Source organism: Pseudomonas sp. PS01303, from assembly GCF_029959385.1.
GTDB classification, from domain to species: Bacteria; Pseudomonadota; Gammaproteobacteria; order Pseudomonadales; family Pseudomonadaceae; genus Aquipseudomonas; species Aquipseudomonas rustica.
This window is the reverse complement of record NZ_JASCPK010000046.1, coordinates 1-19,228: the sequence shown is the minus strand read 5'-3', so window position 1 is coordinate 19,228 and position 19,228 is coordinate 1. Positions and strand designations below refer to the sequence as shown.

Sequence of the window (19,228 nt, the reverse complement as noted above, 5' to 3'; positions counted from 1 at the left end):
AAGTCCTTATGAACCCGCCGCTGAGTAAACCGTTGGCGCCCTCCTGGGTCAGCCGATTCAAGGAACAGAGCCTGGAGCGTGGCCGCCGCTACGCCCTGGAAAACCGGGTACGCATCGCCCAGGTCGGCGACGCAACGATCACCGCCAGTTGCGAAGGCTCTGGCGGAAACGTTTACCGTCAGACGATTCATCTTCGCGAGTCAGCCAAAGGCACTTTGCTGCTGGTCGATGCCGGCTGCACCTGCCCGGTGCGCAGCAACTGCAAACATTGCGCGGCAGTGTTGCTGAAAGTGCAGGAAACCCTCGATTACCCCGCCGCCGCCAAAGACGCCGAGCTGTTGGAGAAACTTCAAGCCGTGCTGGAAAACCGTGGCCCGAAAGCGCCGCCGCAAGTGCTGGTCGACAATGTGCAGCCGATGCCACGCCTGTGGCTGGCCAGTGTCGAGTTCAGCGCTTTCGAACCGCGCAACGGCAAGATGCAGCGCTACATTCAGCACCGCGCGGCCCTGTCGTTCAGCTATCTGGATGAGTACGTCAGCGGGCAGAAAAACAGCGACATCCTGATCCGTCAGGAAACCCAGACCCTGCGGATAAAACGCCATCCGGAAGTCGAACAGTCCTACCGTGAACAGTTAAGAATCCTCGGCTTTCGAATCGCCACGCGCCAGAGCAAAGCGCTGCCGGATAGCGCGGGCGAGCTGTATGAGATGGTCAACGACAGCGCCTGGCTGACGTTTACCCTCAACGATTTGCCGAAGCTGCGCACCCAAGGCTGGGAATTGCAGATCGACGAGGAGTTTGGCTTTGATCTGACTGCCGTGGATGACTGGTACGCCACGGTCGAGCAGGCGCCGGAGCGTGACTGGTTTGATCTGGAACTGGGGATCATCGTCAACGGTGAGCGCCTGAGTCTGCTGCCGATCCTGCTCAATCTGATGCGCTCGCACGCGGAAATTCTCAATCCGGAACGCCTTGCGCGCCGTCGTGATGACGAGCTGATTCTGGTCAACGTGCCGCAACGCAATATCGAGCACGGGCCGCTGCAGGTGGCATTGCCGCTGGGCCGGTTGAAGCCGGTATTGATGACGCTCGGTGAGTTCTATTTGCAGGAGCCGGGCGAAACCACCCTGCGCCTGAGCAAGGCCGACGCCACACGCCTCAACTCGCTGGAAGGCCTGCCGCTGCTGTGGGAGGGCGGCGAGCAGATCCGCACGTTCGCCCAACGCTTGCGCGACATTCGTGATTTCAGCGCGGAAGCGCCGGAAGGACTGAACGCGACGCTGCGTCCGTATCAGCTCGAAGGCTTGAGCTGGATGCAATCGCTGCGGCAACTGGAAGTCGGCGGGATCCTTGCGGATGACATGGGTTTGGGTAAAACCCTACAGACCCTGGCGCATATTCTCAGCGAGAAAAATGCCGGACGCTTGGATCGCCCATGCATGGTGGTGATGCCGACCAGTCTGATTCCGAACTGGCTGGATGAGGCGGCACACTTCACCCCGCAGCTGAAAGTGGTCGCACTGTACGGCGCCACGCGCAAAAAGCATTTCGATAATCTGGCCGATTTCGACCTGATCCTCACCACCTACGCGCTGCTGCCCAAAGACGTCGAACGTCTGGCCAAGCAACCGCTGCACGTGTTGGTGCTGGATGAAGCGCAGTACATCAAGAATCCCAACAGCAAAGCTGCGCAAGCGGCGCGTGAGCTTAATGCACGCCAGCGCTTGTGCCTCAGTGGTACGCCGCTGGAAAACCACTTGGGCGAGCTGTGGTCGCTGTTTCACTTCCTGCTGCCGGGCTGGCTCGGCGACGTCAAAAGCTTCAACGCCGATTACCGTGTGCCGATTGAAAAGCGCGGCAGTGAAGTCAGACTTCAGCACCTCAACGGTAGGATAAAACCGTTCCTGCTGCGCCGCACCAAAGAGCAGGTCGCCACCGAGCTGCCGCCGAAAACCGAGATCATCCATTGGGTCGATCTCAACGAAGCGCAGCGCGATGTATACGAAACCATGCGTTTGGCGATGGACAAAAAAGTCCGCGACGAAATCACCCGCAAAGGTGTGGCGCGCAGTCAGATCATCATTCTTGAGGCGCTGTTGAAGCTGCGTCAGGTTTGCTGTGATTTGCGCTTGGTCAACGATGCCACCCTGCCCGCTCGCGGCAGCACCTCAGGCAAGCTCGACAGCTTGATGGAAATGCTTGAGGAGTTGTTCGAGGAAGGACGGCGGATTTTGCTGTTTTCGCAGTTCACCTCGATGCTGGCCTTGATCGAGCAAGAGCTGAAAAAGCGTAATGTTTCCTACGCGCTATTGACCGGCCAGACCCGCGATCGGCGTACACCGGTGAAGGAATTCCAGAGCGGCAAGCGTCAGATTTTTCTCATCAGCCTGAAGGCCGGTGGTGTTGGTCTGAACCTGACGGAAGCGGACACGGTGATTCACTACGACCCGTGGTGGAACCCGGCGACCGAAAATCAGGCGACGGATCGGGCGTACCGAATTGGTCAGGAGAAACCGGTATTCGTTTACAAGATGATTGCCCGGGGTACGGTGGAAGAGAAGATTCAGCACCTGCAAAAGGAAAAATCCGACTTGGCGGCAGGCGTGCTGGATGGGCGTAGGGCTGGGGACTGGAAGTTGCAGAGTGATGATATTGAAGCGCTGTTTGCGCCGTTGCCGGATAAGCTCGATAAGCGTTGAGATCTTTTTTTCTGTTAGATAGCTATCGCGAGCAAGCTTTGCTCCTACGGGTGGACGCCGCAGATCCCTGTAGGAGCAAAGCTTGCTCGCGAATGACTCACCTCGGTCTAACGGTTAAAACCCAGGCTCAAACCTTGGAAACAGGCAGCGGTGCAAACAACGCCTCGATGTCACTCTGCTCAAGCTTCCAGCCACCCGTCGTCCCACCCTCAAGCACCGCCCCGGCCAGTGCAGCCTTCTCCTGCTGCAACGCCTGTATCTTCTCCTCCACCGTGCCACGGGCAATCAGCTTGTAAACAAACACCGGGTTGTTCTGCCCGATGCGATACGCGCGATCGGTGGCCTGATTCTCCACTGCCGGGTTCCACCAAGGGTCGAAGTGAATCACCGTGTCCGCAGCGGTCAGGTTCAAACCGGTACCGCCCGCCTTCAGACTGATCAGAAACAGCGGCACCTTGCCGCCCTGAAAATCCTTGACCGGCGTGCGCCGATCCGTGGTGTCGCCAGTCAGCAGCGAATAGGCAATGTCCCGTTGCTGCAATTCTTCCTCAATCAAAGCGAGCATCGAGGTGAACTGCGAGAACAGCAGGATTCTGCGACCTTCGCCGAGCAACTCTTCAAGCATTTCCATCAGACTGACCAGCTTGCCACTGCCGGAACGCAGTGCCTTGGCTGTCATTGGCATCTTGATCAGGCGCAAGTCGCAACAAACCTGCCGCAGCTTGAGCAAGGCATCGAGAATGATGATCTGACTGCGCGCCACGCCACTGCGGGCAATCTCGTCGCGGACTTTTTTGTCCATTGCGACGCGAACCGTTTCATAGACATCGCGCTGGCCGTCGCTGAGATCGACCCAATGGACGATTTCGGTTTTCGGCGGCAACTCGGTGGCGACCTGATCCTTTTTACGACGCAATAAAAACGGCTTGATCCGTGCCGTCAGGTGCTGCATGCGCTGAACATTGCCGTGCTTTTCAATTGGCGTGCGGTAATCGCGATTGAAGGATTTGCTGTCGCCAAGCCAGCCGGGCATGAGGAAATGAAACTGCGACCACAGCTCGCCCAAGTGGTTTTCCAATGGCGTGCCGCTCAGGCACAAGCGCTGACGGGCCTGCAGATCACGGACCGCTTGCGCCGCTTTGCTGATCGGGTTTTTGATGTTCTGCGCTTCGTCGAGAATCAGCACGCTCCACAGCTGCGGCTGTAGAACCTCGAGATCCCTCGGCAGTAACGCGTAAGTGGTCAGCACCAGATCATACTCAGCCAGATTAGCGAAATCTTTCTGCCGTCCCGTGCCGTGCAGCGCCAATACTTTCAACTGCGGGGTGAATCGCTCGGCCTCGTCGAGCCAGTTTGGAATCAGGCTGGTCGGCATCACCGCAAGAGCCGGGCAATCGAGGCGACCGGCGTGTTTTTCCGTGAGCAGATGCGCCAGGGTTTGCAGGGTTTTGCCCAGCCCCATGTCATCGCCGAGAATGCCGCCGACCTCAAGCTCGCGCAGGGTCTGCATCCAGTTCAGGCCTTCGAGCTGATACGGGCGCAGTTGCGCGTTAAGACCGGCCGGCGCAGCGACGTGGGTGTGACTGGAATTCTGCAATCGCTTGGCGAAGGTGCGCAGCCGCTCGCCACCCTGCCAATCCAGCGGCACGCCATCGAGCATACTCAAGCGCGCGGCATCCGGGACACTCAAGCGCAGTGCATCGCCCTGATGACCGCCCAGGTACAACTCGCCCAGCGTCGCCATCAGCGGTTTGACCCGACTCAGCGGCAGCGCGACCTTGGCGCCCGCAGGATCGCCAAAACCGCTGGGCTTGAGTTCGATCAGGAGTTTTTCGTCATCGCTGCGTTGTGCCAGATTGACCGGGTCGAGCAAGCGCGGCTGGGTGCGCAACAAGTGCAGAAGGATCGGTAGCAAACTGTAGCGCTGGCCATTGACGACGATACCCAACTGCAAATCAAACCACTGATGCCCAGCCTCTTCTTCGACCTCGGCGTACCAATGCTCGACTGGCTGTACATTGAAATGAAAGCCGTCACTGATCTCGACTTGCCAGTTCAAGGCGCGCAACGTGGCAAGGCCTTCGTGCATAAACCCGAGCCAGGCGGAATCATCCGGCAAAGTGAACATCTCGCCGCGACGATCCAGCGAACTCTTGCGCGTGGCCTTCTTGAAGCCGTGCTTTTGCAGGATCTGGCGCAGCTGCTTTTCCACCGCAGGCTGACGTTGAATGCGCTGGGTTTCGGTGCCGTTGAGGATCATCACTTCCGGATTGCGATCCACCGTCGGCTGGCCGTTGTAGGTAAACACCAGGGCGGCGCGGTGCTCCAGAACGTATTCCCAGCGCGAGCGCTCCCGACCGCTGACGAGGGTCAGTTGTGGCTGCGGCAGTACGTCGTCGATGACTCGTTCGGTGAGTTGGTGTGGCGGCGGGATTCTCGTTGCGGTGCTCATGCGATGGCTGAACTGCATGGCCTGACGCGCCGGAACGTCCGGCGCCAGCGTCAAATGACTGGCCAGTTTTTCTTCCAGTTCATTGAACAGAGGGCCAATCTGCCGCTGTTCACGATCCAGGTAATAAAGCGGCTCCAGCGCCAGCACGGTTTCTTGCGCCGCCTCGGCACTGCTCCACTGCGCGCGGAAGCCGCCGTCGGCCTGTTCGGCCCAGGCGAACTGGCCGGTGCGTTTCGCCCCCGACACCAACGGGCGCAGATCTTCGAAATCGAGGAACAGCCGCGAGGTGCGCAGGAGCATGTCCAGCAGTTCGGCGCCACTGCTGCCTTCCAGCGGATAGCCGCTGTAATAGGCGTGGTGGGAGTGCATGGCAACCAGCAGCCTCGCGACGCGCAGATCCAGTTCGGACAGGTAGCCGGGCTGACGCATGAGCATTTCCGCCAGCGAATACATCGGTTTGACTTCGCGTAACTCGCCGCTCTTGAGCTGGGAAACCTTGAAAATATCGAGCAGCCACTTGCCGCTCACTGACGTTGGCTTGAGCTTGTAAAACAGGCGCGTGCCTGCGGTTTGCGCGCCTTCTACGGCGGGCTTGGCCGGCACCGGAATTGTCGAAAGCCAATGTTCCAGCGCCCGACCCAGCGGGATCTGTGCGTCACTTTCAGACGCACTATGATCACTGCCCTGCAGGTGATAAAGCACCGCAGCGCAATGCTTGCAGTCGATAGCGACAGGACAGGTGCACAGGCAACGCAAGCTGACGGAGCCCAGCCGATCTTCGGACAGGTAAATGGTTTGTTGATACGCCTGATCTTGCGAACCGACGCAGAACGCTTCGATCTTTCTGTCATCGATCTCGATGATCTCTACTCGATCATCGGCGGCATAAGCGCGAGCCTTGGCCAGCGCGCTGCTAGTGAATGCCTGAGTCCAGGCCGACGACTTGAGCCGCTCGATGAAAATGCTCATGGGCAGCCCTTAGCCGGCCAACACCCGCGCCAATGTCGACTTCACCTTACCCATGCCGTCATGCAACGCCTGCTCGATCTCGGCCATGGTGATCACTTCGGTGGTCTTGCCCGCTGCCGGGTTCACTACCAGCGCCAGACAGGCGTAATCCAGATCCAGTTCACGCGCCAGCACCGCTTCCGGCATGCCGGTCATGCCGACGATGTCGCAGCCATCACGCTCCAGTCGCACGATCTCGGCGACCGTTTCCAGACGCGGGCCTTGGGTGCAGGCGTAAACGCCTTGATCGCTGAACTCGCAACCTTCAGCAGCCACGGCGGCAATCAATTGCTGACGCAGCGGTTCGCTGTAGGGAAAGCTGAAGTCGATGTGGGTGACGTGCTCCAGATCATCGGCGAAATAGGTGTGCTCGCGGCCGCTGGTGTAGTCGACGATCTGATGTGGCACGCAGAAATGCCCGGTGCCCATCGCCGGATGAATCCCGCCGACGGCATTCACCGCGATGATCGCTTCGGCGCCGGCCTGCTTCAGCGCCCACAGGTTGGCGCGGTAGTTGACCTTGTGCGGCGGGAAGCGATGCGGGTGGCCGTGACGGGCGAGGAACAGCACTTCCTTGCCGGCGTATTCGCCGATCTGCACGTCGGCCGATGGCGCGCCGTAAGGTGTGTCGACTGCCAGCGACTGGCGAATGCTCAGGCCTTCGAGTTGAGTCAGGCCGGTGCCACCGATGATTGCGTAAACGGTCATAACGAAAAATCCTTAATCGATCAGTTGAGCGTCTTTGAGCGCGCCGATGGCGGTGAGCCAGCGCGGATCCTGGCGATATTCGGTGCTGGCAATGGCCTGACCGCGCATACGAGCGATTCGGGCGGAGGGCTTGACCTTCATCCGTTGCGCGGCGCTAAGGGCGAGTTCGGCAGCGGCGCGGTCGTTGCACACCAGGCCCATGTCGCAGCCGGCAGTCAGCGCAGCTTCGATGCGGCTGGCGGCGTCGCCGACCACGTGAGCGCCGGCCATCGACAGGTCGTCGCTGAAGATCACGCCGTCGAACTGCAACTCGCCGCGCAGGATGTCCTGCAACCAGCGGCGGGAGAAACCGGCTGGCTGCGAATCGACCTGCGGATAGATAACGTGCGCCGGCATGATCGCAGCCAGTTGTTTGCTGAGTCTGGCAAACGGCACGAGATCGTTGGCGCGGATCTCGTCGAGGCTGCGTTCGTCATTCGGGATCGCCACGTGGGAATCGGCTTCGGCCCAACCGTGACCAGGGAAGTGCTTGCCGGTGGCCGCCATGCCCGCGCTGTTCATGCCGCGAATAAATGCCCCGGCAAGGACTGCGGCGCGCTCGGGATCGCCTTCAAAGGAACGGGTGCCGACCACGGCGCTGCGCTGGTAATCGAGATCGAGTACCGGGGCGAAGCTCAGGTCGAGGCCGACCGCCAGCACTTCGGTGGCCATGATCCAGCCACATTGTTCGGCGAGGTATTCGGCATTCGGGTTGTCGGCGATGGCGCGCATGGCCGGCAGGCGCACGAAGCCCTGACGCAGACGCTGCACACGACCGCCCTCTTGATCCACCGCCAGCAGGAGATCCGGGCGAATCGCGCGGATCGCGGCGCTGAGCTCACGCACCTGGCGCGGATGTTCGATGTTACGGGCGAAAATAATCAGGCCGCCCACTTCAGGCTGACGCAACAATTGGCGATCTTCGGCCGTCAGCCAGGTACCGGCGACGTCCACCATCAACGAGCCTTGCAGGCCAGCAGTCATAGAGATTCCTTGAAAACGAAAAACCCGATGCGCAGAAAATCGCTACCGTGAGCAGTGCTCGGCAGGTCGGCAATTTCTGTTTGGATCGGGTTCAGAACGAGAGTCGGCATGGGCGGCTAGCTTAGCGGATACAAGCTGCCGCGCCCACCCGTGCGCGGTTAAACCTTGGCGGCGACCGGCGTTGATTTGCTGCGCGGACGCAGTTGCGCGGTGGCCATGGCCGTGTCGGTGACGCCGGTTTCTGCGCGCATGCCCGCGGCGAGGAACGGCACCATCAGGCGCATGACTTGTTCGATGGAAGTGTTGACGCCGAAATCGGTCTCGGCAATCGCCCGCAACGCCTTGATACCGGACATGCTGAACGCCGCAGCGCCGAGCATGAAGTGCACGCGCCAGAACAGTTCGATGGGTGGAATACGCGGCGCGGCTTCGTTGACCAGCAACATGTAGCGACGGAATACCTTGCCGTACATATCTTCCAGATAACGGCGCAAGTGGCCCTGGCTCTGGCTGAACGCGAGGCCGAGCAAACGCATGAAAATGGACAGATCGTTGCCGCTGCGGGGCTGCACCACGAGGGCTTGCTCGACGAGGATTTCCAACAGTTCTTCGAGGGTCGGCTTGTTCTCAGGCTTGGCCTGACGGCGCTCCAGCTCTTTATCGAGGCTGAGGCAGAACGGCCCGAGGAAGCGCGAGAAAACCGCCTGTATCAGGGCCTTCTTCGAACCGAAGTGATAGTTCACTGCTGCCAGGTTGACGCCAGCCTTGCTGGTGATCAAACGCAATGAGGTTTCCGCGAAACCTTTCTCCGCGAACAACTGCTCGGCAGCATCAAGAATGCGTTCAACGGTTTCCGACTGGGCCATGGCTACTCCGCCTGACAAACACTTGTTTGAAACATACGTTTCAGCCTATGCCTTGTCAAGCCTGCCAGTTCGTTTTGGGAATGGTCGGTCAGCTATTTAACCACACAAGCCCGGCGCTTTTATAAGCAGTGCTGCCGACCGTCCGGCGGCAGGCAAAAAAACGGGCATTGCCAAGAGCGTTTCACTGTATATAATCCCAGTCACTGTATAAAAAGACAGAGCGATCATTATGCTAAAGCTGACGCCACGCCAAGCCGAGATTCTGGCCTTTATCAAACGTTGCCTCGAAGACAACGGTTATCCGCCAACCCGTGCGGAAATCGCTCAGGAACTGGGCTTCAAGTCGCCTAACGCGGCAGAAGAACACCTCAAGGCGCTGGCCCGCAAAGGCGCCATCGAAATGACCCCGGGCGCCTCTCGTGGCATTCGCATCCCTGGCTTCGAAGCCAAGGCTGACGACTCTACCCTGCCGGTCATTGGCCGTGTCGCTGCCGGTGCGCCGATCCTCGCTCAGCAGCACATCGAAGAATCCTGCAACATCAATCCCGCCTTCTTCCACCCGCGCGCCGACTACCTTTTGCGCGTGCACGGCATGAGCATGAAGGACATCGGCATTTTTGACGGTGACCTGCTGGCCGTTCACACCACTCGCGAAGCGCGCAATGGTCAGGTGGTTGTCGCCCGTATCGGCGATGAAGTGACCGTCAAACGCTTCAAGCGTGAAGGCAGCAAAGTCTGGCTGATGGCCGAAAACCCTGAGTTCGCCCCTATCGAAGTCGACCTGAAAGATCAGGAACTGGTGATCGAAGGCTTGAGTGTCGGCGTTATCCGCCGCTAAAGGAGGCTTTATGCAGTTCCCACACACACCTCAGCAAACACAACTGCCTTTATTCGAAGCGTTTCTGGCGCAACCGATGGCGCCGATCCTCAAAGAAGTGGTCGAGCGTGAATGGAATGCCGAACCTGAAGTATTCAGTGAGCTGTCTCTGCGCGGTGCGGCCGGGAACTGCCTGAACCTGCTCGCCCCGATCCTTCGCGAATTGAGCGAGGATCAGGACGCTCGCTGGCTGACGCTGATCGCGCCGCCTGCCAGCCTGACGCAAACCTGGCTGCGCGATGCCGGCCTGAACCGCGAACGCATTCTGCTGCTGCAACCGCGCGGCACGCAAAGTGCTCAGCAGTTGGCGTGCGAGGCATTGCGTCTGGGCCGCAGTCACACAGTGGTGACCTGGCTCAACCCGCTGAACACAACCTCACGTCAGCAACTGATCAGCGCGGCCCGCACGGGCGACGCTCAAAGCCTGAACATTCGCTTGGGTTGATTCGCAGGTGAAATGCGCTGTGTGAAGCGCAGGGCTTCTCCAAGGACAGAGAAGCCGATCTGAAGCGGTACCGATAAAAACGAAAAGCAGGCAGGGATCAGTGAAGAACCCGTGGCCCCTCTTCCTTATCAAACTCACCTTCAATCATCCGGCCGGCCATCTGCACGCCGACGCTCAACATCGCCTTGGCGATTTCCACGTGCTGACCCTGAAGGAAAGTCTTGGCATCCTCGGAGAAATCCAGAGTCACCAAAGAACCTTCGTCCTCAGCCCTGCGCAGTTCGATTCGGCCGTCTGGTAACTCGACAATTTCTAGAAAGGACGTTGGCATATAGGTCTGTTCTCCACGAAAGGCAGGGATTATATAGACATCATTCAGGATTCGCTCGGGATCTTGACCAGCAGCATGTTTCAGATTGCCACCGTCTCAATCGACTTCAGCACTCGTTCAGCCCTTCACGAAAACGAATCGCCAAACCTTTCAGATTCTGCCGCCAGCTCTCCAGCTCCTCTCGGCCCAACTCTTCTGGCGCCTCTTCTTCATCCAGATTGATCGCCTGAATCAGCGGCTGGGTCACGTCGCCCTTTGGCTTGTGTGGCACCCGCGGAGGCTGAAACAGTGCCGAATGCGCCGCCAACAGTTTCGCCAGCCAGGTTTCAGGATTACCCGCCAACTCGACCATTTCGGCCATTTCGGGAATCGCGATCGACTCCAGCACTTCGCGCGTCAGCAGCATCTCTGCCCGTGGCGCATTGGCCTGAGGTAGACGATAGAACCCGGCGATCTCGTGGCACAGGCCCAGCAAAGCGCCGTAGAGGTGGAACAACGCCGATTCACGCCCGGCCTGAATCAGCGCCAGAGAATTCATCGCCCGCCCTTCTTCAGCGCGAGCTAGGGCTTCCAGCGACAGGCCGGCGAAATAGATCTTCTGATTGGTACGAGTATAGAGTTCGTGAGCCATGACGGCGCTCTCCACAACGAAATAATTGCTTCACACAGGCCGGACAGTGTCGTGGATCAGCCGATCCCACCGCAAGCAGAAAACAAAAAGGCCGCATGAAAACCCGAGGGTTTGCATGCGGCCTTTTCAGTATCGGACTAACGCTTACTCGGCCTTGGCCTTCGTACGCTTGTCTTCAACCGTCCACTTGCCGCCGTCGTAGTAAGCTTTCCAACCGGTAGGCTTGCCGTCGACTTCGGTCTGCACGTATTGCTCCTTGGTCTTGCGGCTGTAGCGAATAACCGCCGGCAGACCATCAGGATCCTTCTTCGGCGCGTCGCAGAGGAAGTGGTACTTCGGATCGATTTCGTCCTTGTGCGGCACAATCTCGATCACCAGCGGAGCACGGGTCTCGCGGTTTTTCGGGAACTGACTCGCCGCGAGGAACAGGCCGGAGGCACCGTCGCGCAGGATGTAGGTGTCGTTGACCTTTTCGCATTTCAGCTCAGGCATCTTCACCGGATCCATCTTCGGCGGCGCCGCGTCACCGCTTTTCAGCAGCTTGCGGGTGTTCTTGCACTCAGGGTTGGTGCAACCGAAGAACTTGCCGAATCGGCCGGTCTTGAGCTGCATCTCGCTGCCGCACTTGTCGCATTCCAGGCTCGGGCCTTCGTAACCCTTGATGCGATAGCTGCCCTCTTCGATTTCGTAGCCAGCGCAATCCGGGTTATTACCGCAGATGTGCAGTTTGCGCTTCTCGTCGAGCAGGTAAGCGTCCATCGCTGTGCTGCAGATCGGGCAACGATGCTTGCCGCGCAGTACCAACGACTCCGACTCGCCCTCATCGTCCGCAGCGATTTCATCGCCCGGCACCAGGTTGACGGTGGCCTTGCAGCGTTCTTTCGGTGGCAGGCTGTAGCCCGAGCAACCAAGGAACACGCCGGTCGATGCGGTTCGAATCTGCATCGGACGACCGCAGGTCGTGCACGGAATGTCGGTCATCACCGGCTGGTTGGCACGCATGCCGTTTTCCGGGTTTTCGGCTACTTCGAGCTTCTTCTTGAAGTCGCCATAGAACTCGTCCAGCACGTTTTTCCAGTCGCGCTCGCCCTGTGCCACGTCATCGAGATTCTCTTCCATGCCGGCGGTGAAACCGTAGTCCATGAGGTTCGAGAAGCTCTCCGACAGACGCTCGGTAACGATGTCGCCCATCTTTTCCGAATAGAAACGACGGTTGTGCAGGGTCACGTAACCGCGATCCTGAATGGTCGAAATGATCGCCGCATAAGTCGAAGGACGACCGATGCCGCGTTTTTCCATTTCTTTCACCAGGCTGGCTTCGGAGTAACGCGCCGGCGGCTTGGTGAAGTGCTGCGACGGATCGAGCTTGATCAGCTTCATCACGTCGCCCTGCGCCATATCAGGCAGAACGTCGTCATCGCCCGGCTTGGCAATTTGCGGCATGACACGGGTGTAACCGTCGAACTTGAGGATGCGGCCCTTGGCACGCAGCTCGAAATCGCCAGCGCCGACGCTGACGGTAGTCGACAGGTATTGGGCCGGCAGCATCTGGCAAGCCAGGAACTGGCGCCAGATCAGCTCGTAGAGACGCTCTGCATCGCGCTCCATGCCCGCCAGCTTGCTTGGAATGGTGTTGGCGTCGGAAGGACGAATCGCTTCGTGAGCCTCTTGTGCGCCTTCCTTGCTGCTGTAGACGTTCGGCGTTTCCGGCAGGTACTTCTTGCCGAACTCGTCTTCGATGTAAGCACGCGCCATCGTCACGGCATCGGCCGAGAGGTTGGTCGAGTCGGTACGCATATACGTGATGTAGCCGGCTTCGTACAAACGCTGGGCCATCATCATGGTTTTCTTCACACCGAAACCCAGGCGGTTACTCGCAGCCTGTTGCAGGGTCGACGTGATGAACGGCGCCGAAGGCTTGCTGCTGGTCGGCTTGTCTTCGCGTTTGACGATGCTGTAGCTGGAAGCCTTGAGCTTTTCCAGCGCGGCCGTGGCCTGGGCTTCGTTCAGCGGCTTGAAGGCTTCGCCTTTTTCGCGAGCCACTTCGAAACGCACGGTCGAGCCTTTGGTGGTGCCGAGATCGGCATGCACTTCCCAATACTCTTCCGGGTTGAACGCACGAATTTCGCGCTCACGCTCCACGACCAGCTTCACGGCTACAGATTGCACGCGGCCAGCGGACAGGCCACGAGCGATCTTCGCCCACAGCAGCGGCGAGACCATGTAACCGACAACGCGGTCGAGGAAGCGACGCGCCTGCTGAGCGTTGACACGATCGATGTCCAGCTCGCCCGGCTTGGAGAACGCTTCCTGAATCGCCTTCTTGGTGATTTCGTTGAACACCACGCGCTTGTAGCGGCTGTCGTCACCACCGATGGCTTCGCGCAGGTGCCAGGCAATGGCTTCCCCCTCGCGATCCAAGTCGGTTGCGAGATAGATGGTGTCAGCATCTTTGGCGAGCCGGCGCAGCTCTTCGATGACCTTCTCTTTACCCGGGAGGATCTCGTACTTGGCTTTCCAGCCATGATCGGGATCGACACCCATACGCGAGACGAGCTGCTTGCGCGCCTTCTCTTTCGGCGAGAGCACCGGACCTTCGCCCGCAGCAGCCTTGCCGCGCTTGGCGGCTGGCTCTTTGCTGGCGCTAGCCGAACCGCTGGTGGGCAGGTCTCGGATATGGCCGATACTCGACTTCACCACGTATTGGTTACCCAGATACTTGTTGATGGTCTTGGCCTTAGCCGGGGATTCCACAATGACCAGCGATTTGCCCATGGATCAGAAAATTCCTGAATTCTAGAAGTGAAAGGCGGTTGGCGCCTGACGCGGCACCGCTATATATAGTTGATACAAGGTGAGGTCAAGCACAGGGTTCTGTGCGCACTCGCCTTATGCCTTGGAAAAAAGGCTCGGTTCAGCTTGCACCAAAGCAAAGCGTGGCACCTGCTCGCCGTCAACCTCGACCGACTCGAGAAACATGCTCAAGGGGCGTACCCAAAAGCCGTAATCGCCATACAGGGCTTGGTAAAAGACCACTTCTTCTTCGGTTTCCGAGTGCCGCGCAACACTGAATACACGGTACTGCGGACCTTTGTAATGTTGGTAGAGCCCAGGTTGTATCGGCATGTTTTGGCCCTCACTCAAATTTTTTCAAAATAAAAACAAAAATAAATCCAGAAAAACAAAAACCGGGGCACTTGGCCCCGGCTTCCATCGACGAGACGCTTAAACGCGTTCGAAGACGGTGGAGATGCCTTGGCCGAGACCAATGCACATAGTGGCTACCCCGAAGGTGCCGCTATTCTGCTTCATCACGTTCAGCAAGGTGCCGGAAATACGGGCACCGGAGCAACCGAACGGGTGACCCAGGGCGATCGCGCCGCCATGCAGGTTAACCTTCTCGTTCATCTTGTCGAGTACTTTCAGATCTTTCAGCACTGGCAGAGCCTGTGCAGCGAAAGCTTCGTTGAGCTCGAAGAAGTCGATATCGTTGATGCCAAGACCGGCACGCTTCAAGGCTTTTTGTGTTGCCGGAACTGGACCATAGCCCATGATTGCCGGATCCACACCTGCCACTGCCATCGAACGAATAACCGCCATTGGCTGGATGCCCAGATCTTGTGCGCGCTGCGCCGACATCACGATCATGCACGAAGCACCATCGGTGATCTGCGACGAAGTACCTGCGGTCACGGTGCCGCCCTTTGGATTGAAGGCAGGCTTGAGGGCCGCCAGACTTTCCAGGGTGGTTTCCGGACGAATGGTTTCATCATAGTCGAACAGCTTCAGGAAACCGTTCTCGTCGTAGCCCTGCATCGGGATGATTTCGTCTTTGAACTTGCCTTCCACGGTGGCCTTGTGGGCCAACTGGTGGGAACGCACGCCGAAAGCATCTTGCTGCTCGCGAGTAATGCCGTGCATTTTGCCGAGCATTTCAGCGGTCAGGCCCATCATGCCCGAGGCTTTCGCCGCGTACAGCGACATGTGCGGGTTCGGATCGACACCGTGCATCATGCTCACGTGGCCCATATGCTCGACGCCGCCAACCACGAACACGTCACCGTTACCGGTCATGATCGCTTGCGCAGCAGTGTGCAGCGCGCTCATCGACGAGCCGCACAGACGGCTGACGGTCTGGCCGGCCGAAGTGTGCGGGATCTGGGTCATCAGCGACGCCATGCGCGCGATGTTCCAGCCCTGCTCCAGGGTCTGGTTAACGCAGCCCCAGATCACGTCTTCGACTTCAGCCGGATCGACCTTGACGTTGCGTTCCAGCAATTTGCTGATCAGGTGCGCCGACATGTCTTCGGCGCGGGTGTTGCGGTGCATGCCGCCCTTGGAGCGGCCCATCGGAGTACGACCGAAGTCGACAATCACGACGTCTCTTGGATTCAAGCTCATAAAATTTCACTCTCGCTCAAAAGTTGGGACGCTTAACCGAAGAACCGTTGGCCGGTTTTGGCCATTTCACGCAGCTTCGCGGTCGGGTGGTACAGCGCGCCCAAATCAGCGTACTGGTCAGCCAGGGCAACGAACTCGGCAACACCGATCGAATCGATGTAGCGCAGTGCACCGCCACGGAATGGAGGGAAACCGATACCGTAGACCAGACCCATGTCGGCTTCGGCGGCGGTTTCAACGATGCCGTCTTCCAGGCAACGCACGGTTTCCAGGCACAGCGGGATCATCATCCAGTTGATGATGTCTTCGTCAGTGACTTCGCGCTGCTCGTAAACGATCGGCTTGAGCACTTCCAGCACCGACGGATCGGCGACTTTCTTCTGCTTGCCTTTCTTGTCGGCTTCGTAGGCGTAGAAGCCCTTGCCGTTTTTCTGACCCAGACGCTTGGCCTCGTACAGCACGTCGATGGCCGAACGACGGTCATCCTTCATGCGATCCGGGAAACCTTCAGCCATTACGTCACGACCGTGGTGACCGGTGTCGATGCCGACCACGTCCATCAGGTATGCCGGGCCCATTGGCCAGCCGAATTTTTCCATGACCTTGTCGATACGGACGAAGTCCACACCGGCGCTGACCAGTTTGGCGAAACCGCCGAAGTACGGGAACAGTACGCGGTTGACCAGGAAGCCCGGGCAGTCGTTGACGACGATCGGGTTTTTGCCCATTTTCTTGGCGTAAGCAACGGTGGTGGCAACAGCCAGCTCACTCGACTTCTCGCCACGGATCACTTCCACCAGCGGCATCATGTGCACCGGGTTGAAGAAGTGCATGCCGACGAAGTTTTCCGGACGCTTGAGGGCTTTCGCCAGCAGGCTGATGGAAATGGTCGACGTGTTGGACGCGAGGATGGTGTCCTCTTTGACCTTGTCTTCAACTTCAGCCAATACGGCTTGCTTGACCTTCGGGTTCTCGACAACAGCTTCGACAACCAGATCGACGTGACCGAAGTCGCCGTAGGACAGGGTTGGGCGAATGGCGTTGAGCACTTCAGCCATTTTCGCAGCGGTCATGCGACCTTTATCAACGCGGCCAACCAGCAGTTTGGCGGCTTCGGCCAGACCCTGCTCGATACCGTGCTCGTTGATGTCCTTCATCAGGATCGGCGTACCTTTGGAGGCCGACTGATAAGCGATACCGCCACCCATGATGCCAGCGCCCAATACAGCAGCCTGCTTCACGTCTTTGGCGATTTCGTCGTAGGCCTTGGCCTTTTTCTTCAGTTCCTGATCGTTCAGGAACAGACCGATCAAGCTCTGCGCAGCAGAGGTCTTGGCCAGTTTGACGAAACCGGCAGCTTCGACTTCCAGCGCCTTGTCACGACCGAAGTTCGCGGCTTTCTGGATGGTCTTGATCGCTTCAACCGGCGCCGGGTAGTTCGGGCCAGCCTGACCTGCGACGAAACCTTTGGCGGTTTCGAAAGCCATCATTTGTTCAATGGCGTTCAGCTTGAGCTTATCCAGCTTCGGCTGACGCTTGGCCTTGTAATCGAACTCGCCGGAGATGGCGCGCTTGATCAGTTCAAGAGCCGCTTCCTGCAGTTTTTCTGGAGCAACCACAGCGTCGACAGCACTGACTTTCAGCGCGTCTTCAGGGCGGTTTTCCTTACCGGAGGCAATCCACTCGATGGCGTTGTCGGCACCGATCAGGCGCGGCAGACGCACGGTGCCGCCGAAGCCTGGGTAGATGCCCAGTTTGACTTCCGGCAGACCGATCTTGGCTTTGGTCGACATGACGCGATAGTCAGCCGCCAGGCACATTTCCAGACCGCCGCCCAGAGCGATGCCATTGATGGCCGCTACGGTCGGAACATTGAGGTCTTCGAAATCGCTGAAGATCTTGTTGGCTTCGAGATTGCCAGCAACCAGCTCGGCATCCGGCAGCTTGAAGTTCTCGACAAATTCGGTGATGTCGGCGCCGACGATGAATACGTCCTTGCCACTGCTGACGATCACGCCCTTGATCGAAGCATCTGCCTTGATGGTGTCTACGGCCTGACGGAGTTCGTTCAGGGTAAGACGGTTGAACTTGTTGACGGACTCACCCTTGAGGTCGAATTTCAATTCGACGATGCCACTTTCAAGAGCTTTAACCGTGATGGCTTTACCTTCGTAAATCATCAACTGATCTCCACGATATGGAAGCTGAACAGTACACGTCGGACGCAAGCGAATGGTTTGGCAGGACGCTTCTTCGTCACTGCTGATACCCATTCACCCGGCACACCCGCCAACGCGATAGTCGGGATTCTGTAGGAGCGGTCAGTAAGACAAACGCTCAATTCATACGCCCGTTTGATTTGGGTACGTCACCTTCACGGAATTTCCGACAATTGTCAATCGCCCAAAATACGGGTTGAAATGCGACTTTGCGGTCATTTCCGCACCACGCAGACTGGCAACACGCGCCTGCATGAGAAGCCATTCATAGAATCAATAGTTAGAAAAGTCGCCCTAATTAGCGCCGAGCCTTGTTTAACAGGCTACGCTGGCTGGACTACAGGGAAAAGCGCTGAGCGCTGCAAGCGAGATTCGTTGTAAAAAGATTTACCGGCCTGCCTGGCCAACCCAGCCCGATGAATCATGTCGGGCTTTTTAATGCGCGTCTGCCGGACGATCCCCACCGTTGCAGTGGGAAAAGTCCGCGCGTCATGCCAGCGCTTTCAGAGTCGCGTCGATATCCAGCAAAACTGAGGCTTCGCCCTTCTCACCCCAATACAAGGCGATCATCTGCTTGTCGGCTTCGACTTTGAAAACGTTGCCCGGCAACTTTTCGAAATGATTAAGCAGCGCCGGATCTTCGCAGGCTTCCTGCCATTGATTGACCCACGCACCCGGCGATTTCTGCCAATACGTCCAGCACGCCGGCTGCTTGCTACGGCGCGGCCGATGATATTGCGCGCACGGGCTCGGCGGCTCTTGCGCCATCCAGTGTGGCCACTCCTGAGGCGCCAGTTGCATGGCCAGACCGATGCGGCGCGCCTCCATGCGCAGGGCGATGCGACCGCTTTGCGCACGCGATGGACGCAACCACGCCAGCGGACTCAAAACCACCAACAGGATTGACACCACCAACCAGACCGTCATATCTCTACTCCCGATTTTTGATGAGCCATTGCTCCACTTCGGAACCAATGCGCTTGAAACCAGCCATACTTAACAATATTGAACCGTCACGAGGAGCACCTCATGCCCTACACCCATATCCTGGTCGCCGTAGATCTGACTGAAGAGTGCGACCCTGTGATTCACCGCGCCCGTGAGCTATCGGTGAGCAACGGCGCCAAGCTGTCGCTCGTGCATATTGTCGAACCAATGGCCATGGCGTTCGGCGGCGACGTGCCGATGGATCTGTCACAACTGCAACAACAGCAGTTCGATCAGGCCAAGGAGCGCCTGGAGCGCCTTAAGCTCAAGTACTCCGAGCTCGAAGGCGCCAACTGCCATTTGACCTATGGCCAGCCACGTCAGGAAATCCACCACTTCGCCAAGGAACAGCAATGCGATCTGATTGTGGTTGGCAGCCATGGTCGTCATGGCCTGGCCTTGTTGCTCGGCTCCACTGCGAACGACGTACTGCACGGCGCGCCTTGCGATGTGCTCGCCGTCCACCTGGTCAAACGCTAGCCGTGTAGGAGCTGCCGAAGGCTGCGATCTTTTGATCTTGTCCTTTTAAAAACAAAGTCAAAAGATCGCAGCCTTCGGCAGCTCCTACAAAAAGCCCGGCC

At 58.5% G+C, this 19,228-nt stretch carries 15 protein-coding genes; 4 read left to right on the top strand and 11 right to left on the bottom strand.

Annotation, left to right across the window (positions count from 1 at the left end):
* Positions 1–8 precede the first annotated feature (8 nt).
* Positions 9–2,699 (top strand): DEAD/DEAH box helicase, encoded by a 2,691-nt coding sequence (locus tag QMX93_RS14865; RefSeq protein ID WP_282356714.1) that lies wholly within the window; start codon positions 9–11, stop codon positions 2,697–2,699.
* Positions 2,700–2,826: 127 nt separating this feature from the next.
* Here the strand turns inward: QMX93_RS14865 and QMX93_RS14860 are convergent, their stop codons facing one another.
* The 4 genes from QMX93_RS14860 to QMX93_RS14845 form a co-directional block, all read right to left on the bottom strand.
* On the bottom strand, positions 2,827–6,120 hold the full coding sequence (locus tag QMX93_RS14860) for a DEAD/DEAH box helicase (protein ID WP_282356713.1): 3,294 nt from the start codon (positions 6,118–6,120) through the stop codon (positions 2,827–2,829).
* 9 nt (positions 6,121–6,129) lie between these two features.
* Positions 6,130–6,867, bottom strand: a complete 738-nt coding sequence (locus QMX93_RS14855; protein ID WP_282356712.1) for an S-methyl-5'-thioinosine phosphorylase — start codon at positions 6,865–6,867, stop codon at positions 6,130–6,132.
* Between the two features lie 12 nt (positions 6,868–6,879).
* Entirely contained in the window at positions 6,880–7,890 is a 1,011-nt protein-coding gene (gene nagZ / locus QMX93_RS14850; RefSeq protein ID WP_053122083.1) for a beta-N-acetylhexosaminidase, read from the bottom strand.
* 158 nt (positions 7,891–8,048) lie between these two features.
* Positions 8,049–8,756, bottom strand: a complete 708-nt coding sequence (locus QMX93_RS14845) for a TetR/AcrR family transcriptional regulator (protein ID WP_019648307.1) — start codon at positions 8,754–8,756, stop codon at positions 8,049–8,051.
* A gap of 229 nt (positions 8,757–8,985) precedes the next feature.
* Here QMX93_RS14845 and lexA point away from each other — a divergent pair, with 229 nt between their 5' ends.
* Positions 8,986–9,594 carry a transcriptional repressor LexA gene (lexA, locus tag QMX93_RS14840; RefSeq protein ID WP_053122085.1) on the top strand — a complete coding sequence of 203 codons (609 nt, stop codon included), beginning with the start codon at positions 8,986–8,988 and terminating at the stop codon, positions 9,592–9,594.
* Between the two features lie 10 nt (positions 9,595–9,604).
* Positions 9,605–10,078, top strand: coding sequence for an SOS-induced cell division inhibitor SulA (sulA, locus tag QMX93_RS14835; RefSeq protein ID WP_053122087.1), 474 nt, complete (start codon positions 9,605–9,607; stop codon positions 10,076–10,078).
* Between the two features lie 97 nt (positions 10,079–10,175).
* Here sulA and QMX93_RS14830 read toward each other — a convergent pair whose 3' ends face one another.
* The 7 genes from QMX93_RS14830 to QMX93_RS14800 all read right to left on the bottom strand — a co-directional run bounded on the left by QMX93_RS14830 (position 10,176) and on the right by QMX93_RS14800 (position 18,587).
* Complete coding sequence (locus QMX93_RS14830; protein ID WP_008082203.1) at positions 10,176–10,409, bottom strand: hypothetical protein; 234 nt, start codon at positions 10,407–10,409, stop codon at positions 10,176–10,178.
* Positions 10,410–10,515: 106 nt separating this feature from the next.
* Positions 10,516–11,040 (bottom strand): DUF6586 family protein, encoded by a 525-nt coding sequence (locus QMX93_RS14825; protein ID WP_282356711.1) that lies wholly within the window; start codon positions 11,038–11,040, stop codon positions 10,516–10,518.
* A gap of 144 nt (positions 11,041–11,184) precedes the next feature.
* Complete coding sequence (gene topA / locus QMX93_RS14820; RefSeq protein ID WP_053122091.1) at positions 11,185–13,815, bottom strand: type I DNA topoisomerase; 2,631 nt, start codon at positions 13,813–13,815, stop codon at positions 11,185–11,187.
* Positions 13,816–13,929: 114 nt separating this feature from the next.
* Entirely contained in the window at positions 13,930–14,166 is a 237-nt protein-coding gene (locus QMX93_RS14815; RefSeq protein WP_007910467.1) for a DUF1653 domain-containing protein, read from the bottom strand.
* A 99-nt stretch (positions 14,167–14,265) separates the two neighbouring features.
* Positions 14,266–15,441: an acetyl-CoA C-acyltransferase FadA gene (fadA, locus tag QMX93_RS14810; protein ID WP_053122093.1), complete on the bottom strand. Its 1,176-nt coding sequence runs from the start codon at positions 15,439–15,441 to the stop codon at positions 14,266–14,268.
* Positions 15,442–15,473: 32 nt separating this feature from the next.
* The gene (gene fadB, locus QMX93_RS14805; protein WP_282356710.1) at positions 15,474–17,621 is read right to left on the bottom strand and encodes a fatty acid oxidation complex subunit alpha FadB; all 2,148 of its coding nucleotides are present in this window, start codon (positions 17,619–17,621) and stop codon (positions 15,474–15,476) included.
* 528 nt (positions 17,622–18,149) lie between these two features.
* The gene (locus QMX93_RS14800; RefSeq protein ID WP_159814295.1) at positions 18,150–18,587 is read right to left on the bottom strand and encodes a hypothetical protein; all 438 of its coding nucleotides are present in this window, start codon (positions 18,585–18,587) and stop codon (positions 18,150–18,152) included.
* Positions 18,588–18,689: 102 nt separating this feature from the next.
* Here QMX93_RS14800 and QMX93_RS14795 point away from each other — a divergent pair, with 102 nt between their 5' ends.
* On the top strand, positions 18,690–19,127 hold the full coding sequence (locus QMX93_RS14795; protein ID WP_053122097.1) for a universal stress protein: 438 nt from the start codon (positions 18,690–18,692) through the stop codon (positions 19,125–19,127).
* Positions 19,128–19,228: the final 101 nt, after the last annotated feature.